This is a genomic window from Polaromonas sp. P1_E1_2 (assembly GCF_056406035.1).
On record NZ_JBFUAZ010000047.1, the window covers coordinates 1 to 13,182 of the forward strand.

Consider the following 13,182-nt stretch of genomic DNA (forward strand, 5'->3'; position numbering starts at 1 on the left):
GTCCAGCGCAACGACTTTCATGGCAGTGCTTCCAGCGGCGTTTTGCTGCAGCTCGCCCGCCCGGTCCTGCGGGACGGAGAAGACCACGTCAATCGGGCTGACCTGGGTAATCAGCGCAATGCCGTTGGCGTCGCTATTGCTCACCACATTGCCGATGTCCACAGTGCGCAGGCCCACGCGCCCGCTGACGGGCGCCACCACGCGGGTGTAGCCCAGGTTGAGCCGCGCTGTGCCTTCATTGGCCTTGTCGATGACGACTGTGCCTTCCAGCTGCTTGACCAGTGCAGCCTGCGTGTCGACTTCCTGCCGTGCAATCGAGTCCTGCTCGAGCAGGGTCTTGAAGCGCTGCAGGGTGACGCGGGCGCTGTCAAGTTGCGCCTCGTCGCGCTGGCGCTGGCCCACGGCCTGCATCAGCGCCATTTCAAACTGGCGCGGGTCGATGGTGGCCAGAAGTTCACCGGCCTTGACCATCTGGCCTTCCTTGAACAAAACCTTTTCCATCACGCCGGAAACCTGTGGCCGCACCCTGACCGTGGCCTGGGGAGTGACGGTGCCCARGGCTTCCAGGACGATCGGGATGCTGGCCTTCTCGGCSGTGGCGACGCCTACCGTGGTGGCYGGTGCRCCGCGCCTGAAGGCTCCGCCAGGACCGCCCGGGCCGCCGCCSGTYKGRGTGTCTGTGGARGGGTGGGTSAGGTGCCAGGCCAGCCAGCCGGTGCCGGCCAGTGCCAGCACGGCGATCACGCTGCCGATGATGGACGCGCGGCGGCTTAGTCTTCTACGGGATGGGGTAGGGGCGCCGCTTTCCGGCGTCTCGGCTTTCGGGTCCATCAGCTGTCCTTGGTGCCCGCTGCGCCAGACGGGCCGGCACAGCATTTTTTTGTGTTTGATGGTGATTCATGCGCCGGCAGCCAAAGCCCTCGGGTCCACCTGACGGCGCTCAATAATTATCACTGCAAGCCTCGGCGGCGCAGATAAAGCGCCTGAAAGAGGCGCGTAAATATCCGGTAAAGCGGCGATTGGCCTACACGACTTCGGGCAATAACAGGTGCGGGGCTTGAGTTTGCCGATTGCTATCGTTTTAATAGCTGCTTGCGCCCGTTGCTATTGGGCTGCAGCCATTCTTTCCAGATACCGGTCAGATTCCGGTATTTAGCCCAGCAGCGCCGCCGCTTCGGCGAACGACGGCATGCCATCGATGGCACCGTGCCGCGTGACCGACAGTGCGGCAGCCGCATTGGCCCACTGCATGGCAGCAGGCAGCATTTCTCCGCGTGCCAGCGCAGCGGCCAGCGCGCCGGTGAAGGTGTCGCCCGCGCCTATGGTGTCGCACACGGCCATGCGGCGGCCCGGCAGCGAAACGGGCGGCTTGCCGGCCTGGTAGAGCCGGCAGCCGGAAGCGCCCAGCGTGACGAGCACGGCGCGTGTACCACGGTTGAGCAACTGCAGGGCAGCGTCGTCCACCGAACCGGCATGCGCTGCACCGGCCAGCAGGTAGAGTTCGTTTTCATTGGGCGTGAGCACATCGACCAGCGCCAGAAGTTCGTCAGGCAGCGGTCGCGCAGGTGCGGGGTTCAGTATGGTGATGGCGCCTGCCCCGCGGGCCAGGCGAAAGGCTTCCAGCGTGGCGTCTGCAGGCACCTCGCACGAAGCCATCACGACGCGGCAAGCGCCCAACACCTGCTGCGCGGCCTGCGCATGCCGCGCGGCCAGGCCTTTGCCGGCACCGGGATACACCGCAATGCTGTTGTCGCCGTCCTCGTAGACGAGGATTTGCGCAACGCCGCTGCGCTCACCGGCTACTTGCTCGACGTGTGTGGTGGCTATGCCTTCGTCCTGCCAAAGCTTCATCCCCATGCGCCCGAAGTCGTCGTCCCCGATACGTGCGATCAGTGCCACGCGCGCACCTTGTCGGGCAGCGGCCACTGCCGCATTGCTGCCCTTGCCGCCCGGGCTGATGCTGAAATCGCTGGCCATCAGCGTTTCCCCGCGCGCGATGGGCCGCTCGACGCGGGAGATCAGGTCGGCGTTCCAGCTGGCAACGCAAACGACATCGGTATTCACAACGTCATTCATACCGTAGTCTCTGGAGTGAAGCGCCGATCTGGGGCATGGGCGGGTGCCACCAAGCAGACGCCGCGGAACCGGCTTTGCCGGGCCGCAGGTGTCGCCCCCTCGAGGGGGAGGCGCCGCAGGCGCTTCGGGGGGGAGTCATTATTTCGCTCCATAACCCATGGTTTGCGGCAGCCAGAGGACGATCTGCGGAAAGCAAGTCATGGCCAGCAACAGCAGCAGCAGCATGACGAGGAAAGGCCAGCCTTCCTTCATCATTTCGCCGATAGGGATGCCGGTAAGGGCCTTGGTCACGAATAGCAGCATGCCGAAAGGCGGGTGGATCAGGCCGATCATCATGTTGAGCACGACCAGCACGCCGAAGTGCACCAGGTCCACGCCCAGCAGCTTGGCCGCCGGCAGCAGCATGGGCACAAACACCAGCAGCAGCACTGACACATCGAGGAAGCAGCCCAGCACCAGGAACATGACGTTCACCATCAGCAAAAAGCCGATCTGCGAAAAATGCATGCTGTCGACCCACGCGGCCATGGCCTGCGGCACGCCTTCGGCGGTGAAGGCGTAGTTGAGCATGAAGGAGCCGGCCAGGATCATGGTGATCACCGCGCTGGCGCGTGTGGATTCCATCACCACGACCCAGAAGCTGCGCCACGTCAATGCGCGGAACACCAGCGCCGCCAGGATCAATGCATGCAGCGCGGCCACGGCGGCGGCTTCGGTCGGCGTGAAGATGCCGGAGTAAATGCCGCCCAGCAGCACGATGGGCATCGACAACGGCAGCGCACCACGAAAGATCAGGCCGGCCCATTCCGAGCGTGGCACAGGTTCGTCGCGCGGCATGTTGCGCTTTTTGGCGATGACAGCGACCACGCCCATCATCAGCCCGGCCATCAGGAAGCCCGGCACCACGCCACCCAGAAAGAGGGCACCGACCGAAGCGCCCGACACCAGTGCGTAAATCACCATGGGGATAGACGGCGGGATGATGGGGCCCAGCGTGGCGCTGGCCACCACCACCGCGCCAGCAAAGCCGCGCGTGTATTCCGGTTTTTTCAGCATCTGGCGAATCGTGACCAGGCCGGGACCGGCCGCGTCGGCGATGGCGCTGCCGCTCATGCCCGAGAAAATCACGCTGACCAGAATGTCCACCTGCGCCAGGCCGCCGCGAAAGCGGCCCACCAGGATGCGGCAAAAGTCAAAGATCCGTTCACTGACTGTGCCGGCATTCATGATGTTGGCGGCGAACACAAAAAGCGGCACTGCCAGCAGCACGTAGCTGTTGTAAAGGCCGTTGCCGATCTGCTCGGCCACCAGGCCGATGTCCTGTCCCTTGACTGCAAGGTAGCCGATGCCCGCCGCGATCATCGAAAAACCGATGGGCATGCGCAGCAGCATGCCGCCCGCCAGCACCCCAACCAATACCCAGATAGCGCTTGTCATATCCGCAGCTCCGCTTCAAGACCCTTGCCACGGATCGCGTTCCAGATCGCCCAGGCCGAGCGCACCGCCAGAGCRGCRAGCAGCAGCACAAAAGGCATGAAAACCCATTGGAAAGACACGCCCAGCACGGGCGTTCCTTCGCGGGCCATGAARTGCACATAGTCCCAGCAGCCCGGAATGCCCCAAGCCGCCAGGCCGCCCACCAGCAGGTTGCCGGTAATCGCCATGGCTTGCCGGCCGCGGTAGGGCATGTTATTCCAGACCAGGTCGAACACCACATGCTCGCGCTCGGGCACCACCACGGCGGCGGCCCACAGAATGACCCAGACATAGAGGATCACGGCTGCCTCGTCCGTCCAGGCCAGCGGTTTGTTGAAGGCAAAACGCGCCGTGATCTGGATCACGAACACGATGAACAGGGTCAGGAAGAGTCCGCCGCCAATCAGGTTGGCGGTTTTTTGGAGCCAGCTTTTCATGGTTGTTTCAGGGTGGTCCGCTCGACTTACTTGGTGGCGTTGATGCGCTCAAGCAGGCCTTTGGGCCAGACCTTGGCGTACTCGGAGTTGAGGTAAGTCGTCTGCACTGTTTTGCGGAAAGCGTCCACATCCGGCGTGGTGACAGTGAGGCCTTCTTTCTTGAAGAACTCGACGAGCTGGCCTTCTTCCTTGATGCGGTTTTCATTGTTGTAGGCGGAAGCGGCCTGTGCGGCGGCTTTGACCTTGGTCTTTTGCGCCGGACTCATCGCGTTGTAAGCCTTGTTCGAAATCGCGATGAAGATCCCGTCCACCAGGTGGCTGGTCAGTACGATCTGCTTGGTCACTTCATAGAACTTCGCAGCGCGCACGGAGGGCAGGGGGTTGTCCTGGCCGTCGATGGTGCCGGTCTTCAGGCCCAGGTAGACCTCGCCAAAGGCCAGCGGCGTCGGCGTGGCGCCCAGTGCCTCACCCAGGAACAGCCATTCCTTGGAGCCTGGCATGCGCAGCTTCACACCCTTGAGGTCGGCGGGAACCTTGACGTTGCGGGCCTCACGCAGGTTGACCTGACGTGTGCCGAGGTACACGGTGGACAGCGGCGTCACTTCCATTTTCTCGGAAACCATCTTGAACATCTCGGTGCCGATGGGGCCGTTGAACACCTTTTGCTGGTGGTCCGGGTCGCGCACGATGTAGCCGGCCGTGAAGATCGAGAACTCGGGAACCAGTTTGGCGATGTCAAAAGCGGAAATCGACGACAGCTCAAGGTTTCCGCGCGCCATGGCGGCGGGCTCTGTGCCCTGCTTGAAGAGCGATGCGTTCAGGTTGATCTGCACATCGAACTCGCCGGGCGCGCTCTTTTCAAGGTTCTCCTTGAAGACGGTCCACATCTTGGCGTGCCAGTCATCGGGCACGGCCGGCGTGGAAACGCGCAGCACGACCTTGTTCTGTGCCTGTGCGGCGGGCAGCAGGGCGCCCATCAGCAGCACGGCGGAAGCGGTGCCCAGCAGGCTGCGGCGGAAAATACCTTTGAGGGAAGCTGTCATGTTGTCTCCTTTGTCGTTACTTTGTCGTGAAGTCGCGTGAAATTATTGAAACCGTACCGGGACCAGCCCGGCGTGGCGTCACTCGGATTTTGTATTAATCCCGAAGGCGCTGATGGTTTTTTCCAGCGCCGTGTATTCGTCGGTTGTCAAAGCCACCAGCGGTGCGCGCACGCGCAGCCAGGTCTTGTCGCCGCTCAGCATGGCCATGATCCCCTTGAGTGCGGGCATCAGCGAATAGGGGCCCAGCATGCCGATGAGCTCGACAACGCGCTCGCGTTCGGCGGGCGTGCTGGGGGCGTCGGGTTCTGTGACCAGCCGCTTGACCAGTCGCGGCATGAAATTGGCCAGGCCGCTGATGGCGCCGGTGCTGCCGCGGCGGCCCATCTCCGGCAGGTCGGGTTCAAAACCGACGTAGACCGTGATGTCTTTCATGAACGCGTCGGACAGGCCGACCGAGTGCGCGGTGGTGCAGGCGCTGTCCTTGATGCCGACGATGGTGTCCGGGTACTGCTTCTTGAGCGTGCTGATCACATGGTGCGACAGCGGAACGCCCGTGACCTGGGGGATGTGATACAGGTACAGCTTGAAAGGCGTGCCGGCCATGCCGTCGATCACATAGCGGTAGCTGTCGATGACGCCCTGGTCAGACACGCCCTTGAGGAAAAACGGCGGCAGCATCAGGCAGCCGTGCACCCCCGCCTTGACGGCGTGGCGCGTCAGCTCCAGCGTTTCGGGCAGGGCGGCGCAGCTGGTTGACACCATGATCTGCGCGGCCGGAATGCCGTTCTTGATGAGCTGCTCAATGGCTTCCTTGCGCTCGGCCAGAGAGAATGATGGCCCTTCGCCGGTGGTGCCAAAAGCCGTGACACCAGGGCAGCCGTTGGCAATCAGGTGCTTGCAGTGGGCGGCAAATTTGGCGTGGTCAATGCTGAGGTCGGCATTGAGCGGTGTGAGCAGGGCAGGCCAGATGCCGCGGAATGCGGCGTTGGGGGCTGCGGGGGAAATCGTCATTCAGGGTTCTCCAAAGACCACGGCATATCGGGCCGCGGCAGTCCTAGCACACGTCGGTGCGCGCTTTCAATGTGGTGGCTCAGGCGTTCGATCACGGCAGGCGCGTCGCGCCGCTTGAGGGCGTCGATAAACCAGAGGTGCTCTTCCATGGCGGGAATCAGCACGTCGGGTGAAAGGGTCGAGCCTTCGAGCTTGATCAGTCGCACGCGCAGGCTGTTGATGCGGTAGACCTCGGAGATCAGCTCGTTGCCCAGTGCGTCGATCATCAGGTCGTGCAGGCCCCAATCCACCGCGGTGGCGTCCTTGAGCAGGCTGTCGTCAATGGCCTTTTTCCGCGCACGCTTGACGATGTTCAGGTGCGCCTGCTCGATGGCTGCGAGGTCGGCATCGGACACGGTGGTGACAAAACGGATGGCGGCCTCGCGCTCCAGCAGGCGGCGCAGCTGAAAGGCGTTGTTGATCAGTTTCAGATCTACGTGAGCGACCTGCAGGCCGCGCTGCGGCACGGTCTTGAGCAGGCCCTCGGCCTCCAGGCGGGGAATGAGCTCACGCACGGCACCCAGCGGCATACCCAGCAGCTGCATTAGTTCGCGCTGCGAAACAAACTGCCCGGGGCGAATGTTGGCATCGACGATCTGCTGCTGAAAGCTCTCATAGGCCTGCGCACGCAGGCTGATGGGCGGGCTGTGGGGGGCTTGCGCCGCGTTCACGGTCAGCTCGCGTCGCTGGATATGACGCCCTTGCGCAGCAGGATGTTGCCGTACTTGCGCTGCTCGCCCGTCTGCAGGATCAGGAAGGCCGCTTCGGTGCGCGCATAAAACTCAAACCGTTCCAGCGTGGCGGCGGGCCGCTCGGCCGCCTGGGCCAGCAGCGCGGAAAATTCGGCGACAGGGGCGGGCACAGCGCCGGCATCACCGACCACCTGCATCGTCCAGGCAACGTCGCGCACGTAGCTGTCCAGCGGCAGAAGTTGCAGCACGGCCTGCAATGCCTGCGGCGACGTGACACCCGCCAGCTGCACCAGCCGGGCGCCGCCCCGGGCCGCCACGGCAGCGGCAGGAAAGTTGGCGTCCACGATGGCGACGTCATCTCCATGGCCCATGCTGCAAAGTCCATGCAATGCGTCAGGGGTCAACAGTGGCGGAATATTCTTGAGCATGCGTTGGGGACGAGGTAGTGATAGGCAATAGCCCAGATCCGCCCGGCTTTTCAGGCTGCGGGTTTCTCCGGGTTGGATGACTGACATGTTAGCTATAACATTGCTGAACTTTTATTGGTGTTTACCCGGAACTGCGGTTTTACCGGCATGTTGAAATGACTTCCACCTCTTCCAGTCCCACATCCCTTCGGCTCGGGCTCGGCGGCGCGCCGCTGGGGAACCTGTTTTCGGCCGTCAGCAACGAAGAGGCGAAGGCGCTGGTGGATGCCGCCTGGGCTGGCGGCTGCCGCAGTTTTGACACGGCACCGCATTACGGTCATGGGCTGTCGGAGCGGCGGATGGGCGATGCACTGCGTTCCCGGCCACGGGACAGCTTCACCCTGTCCAGCAAGGTCGGCCGCATCCTGACACCCGACGGGCATGCCGCGACCGCCCAGCACGGCTATGTCGACATCCTGCCTTTTAACCAGCATTGGGACTTCAGCGTCGCGGGCACGCGCCGCAGCGTGGAAGACAGCCTCCAGCGGCTGGGCATGTCGCGGCTCGACAGTGTCTACATTCACGATCCGGACGTCCAAACCCATGGCGCCAACGCCGGGGCCGTGCTGCGCCAGCTGATCGATGAAACGCTGCCTGCGCTGCAGCAATTGAAGCGCGAAGGCCTTGTGCGCGCCATCGGGCTCGGCACCAATGATGTCGGCGTCGTGCTGGACGTGTTGCGCGAAGCCGATCTGGATGTGCTGATGCTGGCAGGCCGCTACAGCCTGCTGGACCACAGTGCGCTGCCTGTTTTGCTGCCGCAGTGCCTGGCGCGCGGCGTGCGCATCGCACTGGGTGGTGCGTTTAACTCGGGCATTCTTGCTACCGGGACGCGCGGCGGTGCTGCAACTTTCAACTACGCGCCGGCCGCGCACGAATGGCTGGAGCGGACCGCGAAAATTGAAGGGGTTTGTGAAGCGCACGGTGTTCCACTGCGCGCCGCTGCGCTGCAGTTTCCGCTGGCACACCCGGCCGTGCACAGCCTCATGCTGGGTGCCCGCAAAGCCGGCGAATGGACGGACGCCGTGGCCATGATGGCGCACCCCATCCCGCCGGAGTTCTGGACAGCGCTGCGCACGCAGGGCCTGCTGCCCGCCGAGGTGCTGACGCCATGACATCGTTTCCGGTGATTGACGCGCACTTTCATTGCTGGCAGCTGGCGCGTGATGACTACGGCTGGCTGACACCGGAGCTGGCGCCGATCTACCGCGATGTGGCCGTGAAGGACTGGCAGGCGCAGTCTGCGCCATTGGGTGTGCGGGGCGGCGTGCTGGTGCAGGCCGCAGCCACTGAAGCCGAAACACATTTTTTGCTGGCCCAGGCCGATGCGAGCCCCGGTGTGCTGGGTGTGGTCGGCTGGGTGGACATGCTGGCGCCCGACGCACCTGCCCGCATAGCGGCGCTGGCCCGCCACCCCCGGCTCAAGGGACTGCGCCCGATGCTGCAGGACATTGCCGATGCGCAATGGATACTGCAGCCAGCGCTGGCGCCGGCCCTGCATGCGATGGTGGAATGCGGCCTGGTGTTCGATGCGCTGGTCAAGCCTGTGCACCTGCCGCATATCGTGACACTGGCGCGCCGGCACCCGGATTTGCGAATGGTGATAGACCATGCCGCCAAACCTGACATCGCTGCGGGCCAGTGGCAGCCCTGGGCCGACGACATGCTGCGCATTGCCGGCGAGACACAGGCCTATTGCAAACTGTCGGGCCTGATGACCGAGGCCGGGCCGAAGCCGRCTGCCGGCGCTGTCACGCGCTGGGGCAAGCGCGTGCTCAAAAGTTTTGGTGAGCAGCGTGTGGTGTGGGGCAGTGACTGGCCCGTGCTGGAACTGGCCGGCAGCTACGCGCAGTGGTGGGGCGAGACGCAACAATTGCTTGCGCCGCTCGACGTAGCGAGCCAGGCGGCTGTCATGGGTGGCAACGCCAGAGAGTTGTACTGGCTTTAAATCCCGGTTTGCGCTCTGCTTTGCGCGCCGTCTTTAGAATCATCCGATTGTCTGCACTGAAAGCGCATCGCGTGACCGAATCCACCAACCCTTCCGAAAGCCCGCTGCAGGTTTGCCGCGCCGACTACGGCAATCCCGTGCATGCCGCCGCTGTTGTGCAATTGCTCGACGCCTATGCGCAAGACCCGGCCGGCGGCGCCAAGCCGCTCAGCGATTTTGCAAAGAAACATCTCGTCAGTGAACTCGCCAAACGCCCGCATGCCTTCAGCGTGCTGGCCTTTAGTGGCGAGAAGGCTGTCGGCCTCATCAACTGCATTGAAGGTTTTTCCACCTTCGCCTGCCGCCCGCTCGTCAACATCCACGACGTGGCCGTGCTGCCCGGCCACCGTGGCCAGCGTATCGGCGAGCAGATGCTCGCGCTGGTGGACGAGATTTCACGCGAACGCGGCGCCTGCAAACTGACGCTGGAGGTACTGCAAGGCAACCGCAGCGCCATCAAGCTTTATGAGCGCATCGGTTTTGCCGGCTATCAGCTGGATCCGGCCATGGGCCAGGCGCAGTTTCTCCAGAAGTGGCTGGATTGACGATTTCAGGCGCTTTGGCTGGCCGGGCGGGACGGATCCCGCAGCAACATCAACGCCGCGAAAGCCACCAAGCCCAGCGCTGCTGAAAACCACAGCGCGCCGCTGCCAAAACGGTCAATCGCCAGGCCAAACAGCCAGGGCGCTGTGGCCTGCGCAAAGCGGGCTGGCACCATCAACAATCCCTGGCGCGCGCCGTAATCCCGCACGCCAAACAGCACCAGCGGCAGCGTGCCTTTGGCAATCGTCAGCACGCCATTGCCGGCGCCGTGCAGCACAGTGAACACCGCCCCTGCCGGGATGCCAAAAAACAGGAACACCACTGCGCCCAGCGTGTGCAGGCAGCCGGCCACCCGCGCTGACACCAGCGGGTGAATGTTGCGCAGCAGGCCATATTCGAGCAACCGGCCCGCAACCTGCGCGGGGCCCACAAGTCCGGCAAATATCAGTGCTGTGGCCAGTGGCACACCGTGGGCTTGCAACAACCGCGGCAGGTGTGCGGCCATGGCGGTACTGATGAACCAGGTGACGGCAAACACCAGCGCCAGTAGGACTGCGGTGCGGGCGGTGTTGGAGGCGGAAGAGGTGAGAGAAGAGGTGGATGGTGACGACGGAGCAGCGGGCACCAGGGCATCGGGCGGGCTTGCGTCTGAAGGAGCCTGGGTGGGAATGCCCGCCGCGGGCGAAGCCGGAAGCCGCCAGTTCAGCGGCAGCCCCACCAGCAAATGCAGCGCGGCCCAGGCCAGACAGGCCGCGCGCCAGCCCCATTCAAGCTCCAGCCAGGTCGACAAGGGCCAGCCCACCGTGCTGGCAAAACCAGCAAACAGGGTGATGCCGGTGATGGCGCCGCGCGCGTCTTTCCCGTACAGGTGAACCAGCGCGGCAAAGGCCGCTTCGTACAGGCCCGCGGCCATGGCCACGCCCAGAATCACCCAGCCGGCAAACAGGTCCATCGGCCCCTGCGCCATCGCAAGGACCACCAGCCCGGCGGCAAAAATCAGGCTGTTCGCGGCCAGCACCGGCCTTCCGCCGCGCTGGTCAATGGCTTTGCCCGCAGCCGGGCCCAGCAATGCGGAGACCACCAGCGCGGCAGAAAAAGCGGCAAACACGGTGGGCGTGCCGACGCCGAGGTCGCGCGCCATGGGCACCGCCAGAATTGCCGGCAGGTAGTAGCTGGAGGCCCACGCCAGCGTTTGTGCGATGCCCAGCTGGACGACGGTGGCAGAACGGCTTTTCGGTGTCACAGCCACAAGGGTACCAAGGACGGACGCGGCGCCTTGATTCGCTGCCTGCGTTTCAGCCTTGGCCCACGGCCTGCTGCCGGCCCAGCGCATGATGCAGGGCCACGCCCACCAACGCACCGGCAGCCTGGGCAGCCACAAAGCCCGCTGCACTGGCGGGCGCGATGCCGGCAAAACTGTCTGACAGCATGCGTCCCAACACGGCGGCCGGGTTGGCAAACGAGGTGCTGGCGGTGAACCAGTACGCTGCGCCGATGTAGCAGGCGACCAGCGCTGGCGCCTTGGCCGCAGGGGCGCGCAGCACGACAAGGATCAATCCGCCCGTGGCCACCGCTTCGGCCAGCCACTGACCCCAGCCGCTGCGCAGTTTGGTACTGAACTGCAGCACGCTCATGTCAAACATGGCGTGCGCCAGCCAGGCGCCGGCTACAGCACCCAGCAACTGGAGTGCTATGAAAAGAATAGCTGCTTGCGCTCGTCCCTTATGGGTTACAGGGCCTTTTGACCACATAACAAGGGTGACCAACGGATTGAAGTGCGCGCCACTGACCGGCCCGAGCAGCTCGATCAGCACATACAGCGCCCACACGGTGGCCAGTGTGTTGGCCAGCAGGGCCACACCCATGTTGCCGCCGCTCAAGCGCTCGGCCATGATGCCCGAGCCGATGACGGCGCAGAGCAGGGCAGCGGTGCCGACGAATTCCGCGAGGAGTTGCTGTGCTAAAGGCTTGGGGGCTTCTGCGGGAGTGATGTTTATCGCCTGGCTCATGAGCGGGCCAGATCACGCGCGCTGGTTTGCAGCATCAGCTTGTCAATATGGGCTGGCGGACGGTTGACCAGCAGATCCAGCCGGCGGCGAATGGCATGYAGGGTCTGGCGGAATGCTTCCAGTTTTTGTGCCTCCGTGCCGTCACCTTCGGACGGATCCGCATAACCCCAATGTGCAGTAGCGGGATGGCCTGGCCAGAAGGGGCAGGCCTCACCCGCCGCGTTGTCGCAAACCGTAATGACCAGATCCATGTGTGGTGCGTCTGGCAAGGCGAATTCGTCCCAGTTTTTGCTGCGCAGGCCTTCGATGGAAATGCCCGCGGTGCGCAGGGTCTGCAGCCCCAACGGATTGGGCTGCTGGTTTTCGCGCGGGCTGCTGCCTGCCGAGTAGCCTTTGAACCTGCCCTGGCCGATATGGTTCAACACGGCTTCGGCCAAGATGCTGCGGGCTGAATTGTGGGTGCACAGGAAAAGGACGTTGATGGGTTGCGTTGTCATGGGGGGCTTCTTCTCTTGGCCGTTGTTTAGCAGCAGGCTTTGGTGCCTTGGGCCGATCGTGGGGCTTCGGAAAGCTGTACGGTTGCTACAGTATTTGTAGCTGCTTGCRCACAGCAGGATTGGGCTGTGGCCTTATTTGGTGTGGGTTTCGACTCGCTGAAAACAGGAATGCTGTCCAGCGTGTGGAACTGCTCCCAGGCGATGCCCTGCGGGTCGGTCAGCCAGTATTTATCGCTGCGGGCATAGCAGCAGGTGGTGGGGCCTTCATCCAGCAGTGTCATGTCGGCGCGGGTGGCGCTGGCTTTCAGGGCCTGCAGCTCTTCGGGCCTGTCAACCTGAATGCCCAGATGGTCCACGCCGGGCGCACTCCCCCGGGTAGAGATGGCAAAGTTGACCGGCGGGTCGCTGAGCATCCACTTGGCGTAGTCGGCTTCGGTGCGGGCCGGCTGCTGGTCAAACATGGCCGAGTAAAAGGCGATGTTCTGCTCGAGATCTTTCACGTGGACGTGGACATGGAAGCGTTTCATGGGGCTCTCCTTGGGTGGTGGTGTTGGATTGGCTCTGTGGGTGATGGAGGTGTGGCGCGTAATCGCGTAGTGGCGTTCAGCAGTTGCTGCAATCGGCCTGGGTGGCTACCTCGCAAGTGCCGCCTTCGCAGCAGTGCTCTGTCAGGTAGCCGAGCAGCGCATTCATTTGCCCGAAGTTGGCGCGGTAGATCAGGTTGCGCCCGCGCGCCTCGCTGTTGACGAGGCCGGCGTGTGAGAGCTCTTTGAGATGGAAAGACAGGGCACTCGGTGCGACGCCCAGTTGTTCGGCCATCGCGCCCGGCGTCAATCCGTCAGGCCCGGCGACGACGAGGGCGCGGAACGCGCGCAGGCGCTGGGCTTGCGCCAGCGCTGCCAGGG

16 protein-coding genes are annotated in these 13,182 nt (G+C 63.8%); 3 read left to right on the forward strand and 13 right to left on the reverse strand.

What is annotated here, in order from left to right; all coding sequences use genetic code 11:
* The 8 genes from AC1D1P_RS04530 to AC1D1P_RS04565 form a co-directional block, all read right to left on the reverse strand.
* Positions 1-831 (reverse strand): efflux RND transporter periplasmic adaptor subunit (locus AC1D1P_RS04530; protein ID WP_477672212.1); only part of this gene is annotated, 831 nt, incomplete at its 3' end.
* A 321-nt stretch (positions 832-1,152) separates the two neighbouring features.
* Positions 1,153-2,076, reverse strand: a complete 924-nt coding sequence (locus AC1D1P_RS04535; protein ID WP_477672213.1) for a ribokinase — start codon at positions 2,074-2,076, stop codon at positions 1,153-1,155.
* A 138-nt stretch (positions 2,077-2,214) separates the two neighbouring features.
* Positions 2,215-3,513, reverse strand: a complete 1,299-nt coding sequence (locus AC1D1P_RS04540; RefSeq protein WP_477670929.1) for a TRAP transporter large permease — start codon at positions 3,511-3,513, stop codon at positions 2,215-2,217.
* Entirely contained in the window at positions 3,510-3,989 is a 480-nt protein-coding gene (locus AC1D1P_RS04545; protein WP_477670928.1) for a TRAP transporter small permease, read from the reverse strand. The genes AC1D1P_RS04540 and AC1D1P_RS04545 overlap by 4 nt, the downstream gene beginning before the upstream one ends.
* Positions 3,990-4,015: 26 nt before the next feature.
* Entirely contained in the window at positions 4,016-5,032 is a 1,017-nt protein-coding gene (locus AC1D1P_RS04550) for a sialic acid TRAP transporter substrate-binding protein SiaP (RefSeq protein WP_477670927.1), read from the reverse strand.
* A 78-nt stretch (positions 5,033-5,110) separates the two neighbouring features.
* Positions 5,111-6,043, reverse strand: coding sequence for a dihydrodipicolinate synthase family protein (locus AC1D1P_RS04555; protein WP_477670926.1), 933 nt, complete (start codon positions 6,041-6,043; stop codon positions 5,111-5,113).
* Positions 6,040-6,753: a GntR family transcriptional regulator gene (locus tag AC1D1P_RS04560; protein WP_477670925.1), complete on the reverse strand. Its 714-nt coding sequence runs from the start codon at positions 6,751-6,753 to the stop codon at positions 6,040-6,042. The genes AC1D1P_RS04555 and AC1D1P_RS04560 overlap by 4 nt, the downstream gene beginning before the upstream one ends.
* Before the next feature lie 2 nt (positions 6,754-6,755).
* Positions 6,756-7,289 (reverse strand): RbsD/FucU family protein, encoded by a 534-nt coding sequence (locus AC1D1P_RS04565; protein ID WP_477672214.1) that lies wholly within the window; start codon positions 7,287-7,289, stop codon positions 6,756-6,758.
* A 68-nt stretch (positions 7,290-7,357) separates the two neighbouring features.
* On the opposite strand from AC1D1P_RS04565, the gene AC1D1P_RS04570 reads away from it, so the two are divergent.
* From AC1D1P_RS04570 to AC1D1P_RS04580, 3 genes are read left to right on the forward strand one after another with little or no spacing between them, the layout of a single operon-like run.
* Positions 7,358-8,356 (forward strand): aldo/keto reductase, encoded by a 999-nt coding sequence (locus AC1D1P_RS04570; RefSeq protein ID WP_477672215.1) that lies wholly within the window; start codon positions 7,358-7,360, stop codon positions 8,354-8,356.
* The gene (locus AC1D1P_RS04575) at positions 8,353-9,189 is read left to right on the forward strand and encodes an amidohydrolase family protein (RefSeq protein ID WP_477672216.1); all 837 of its coding nucleotides are present in this window, start codon (positions 8,353-8,355) and stop codon (positions 9,187-9,189) included. Before AC1D1P_RS04570 ends, AC1D1P_RS04575 begins: the two co-directional genes overlap by 4 nt.
* A 56-nt stretch (positions 9,190-9,245) precedes the next feature.
* The gene (locus AC1D1P_RS04580; protein ID WP_477672221.1) at positions 9,246-9,773 is read left to right on the forward strand and encodes a GNAT family N-acetyltransferase; all 528 of its coding nucleotides are present in this window, start codon (positions 9,246-9,248) and stop codon (positions 9,771-9,773) included.
* Between the two features lie 5 nt (positions 9,774-9,778).
* Here AC1D1P_RS04580 and AC1D1P_RS04585 read toward each other — a convergent pair whose 3' ends face one another.
* From AC1D1P_RS04585 to AC1D1P_RS04605, 5 genes are all read right to left on the reverse strand, one after another.
* Positions 9,779-11,014: an MFS transporter gene (locus AC1D1P_RS04585; protein WP_477672222.1), complete on the reverse strand. Its 1,236-nt coding sequence runs from the start codon at positions 11,012-11,014 to the stop codon at positions 9,779-9,781.
* Between the two features lie 52 nt (positions 11,015-11,066).
* On the reverse strand, positions 11,067-11,780 hold the full coding sequence (locus AC1D1P_RS04590; RefSeq protein ID WP_477672217.1) for an aquaporin: 714 nt from the start codon (positions 11,778-11,780) through the stop codon (positions 11,067-11,069).
* On the reverse strand, positions 11,777-12,277 hold the full coding sequence (locus AC1D1P_RS04595; RefSeq protein WP_477672218.1) for an arsenate reductase ArsC: 501 nt from the start codon (positions 12,275-12,277) through the stop codon (positions 11,777-11,779). The genes AC1D1P_RS04590 and AC1D1P_RS04595 overlap by 4 nt, the downstream gene beginning before the upstream one ends.
* 26 nt (positions 12,278-12,303) lie before the next feature.
* Positions 12,304-12,804, reverse strand: coding sequence for an ArsI/CadI family heavy metal resistance metalloenzyme (locus tag AC1D1P_RS04600; protein ID WP_477672219.1), 501 nt, complete (start codon positions 12,802-12,804; stop codon positions 12,304-12,306).
* Positions 12,805-12,880: 76 nt separating this feature from the next.
* On the reverse strand, positions 12,881-13,180 hold the full coding sequence (locus tag AC1D1P_RS04605) for an ArsR/SmtB family transcription factor (RefSeq protein ID WP_477672220.1): 300 nt from the start codon (positions 13,178-13,180) through the stop codon (positions 12,881-12,883).
* Positions 13,181-13,182: the final 2 nt, after the last annotated feature.

Bases quoted from the DNA above. Each gene is read 5' to 3' on its own strand.
- AC1D1P_RS04535 (WP_477672213.1), bottom strand. From the start codon at position 2,076: ATGAATGACGTTGTGAATACCGATGTCGTTTGCGTTGCCAGCTGGAAC.
- AC1D1P_RS04540 (WP_477670929.1), bottom strand. From the start codon at position 3,513: ATGACAAGCGCTATCTGGGTATTGGTTGGGGTGCTGGCGGGCGGCATG.
- AC1D1P_RS04550 (WP_477670927.1), bottom strand. From the start codon at position 5,032: ATGACAGCTTCCCTCAAAGGTATTTTCCGCCGCAGCCTGCTGGGCACC.
- AC1D1P_RS04555 (WP_477670926.1), bottom strand. From the start codon at position 6,043: ATGACGATTTCCCCCGCAGCCCCCAACGCCGCATTCCGCGGCATCTGG.
- AC1D1P_RS04565 (WP_477672214.1), bottom strand. From the start codon at position 7,289: ATGTCAGTCATCCAACCCGGAGAAACCCGCAGCCTGAAAAGCCGGGCG.
- AC1D1P_RS04570 (WP_477672215.1), top strand. From the start codon at position 7,358: ATGACTTCCACCTCTTCCAGTCCCACATCCCTTCGGCTCGGGCTCGGC.
- AC1D1P_RS04590 (WP_477672217.1), bottom strand. From the start codon at position 11,780: ATGAGCCAGGCGATAAACATCACTCCCGCAGAAGCCCCCAAGCCTTTA.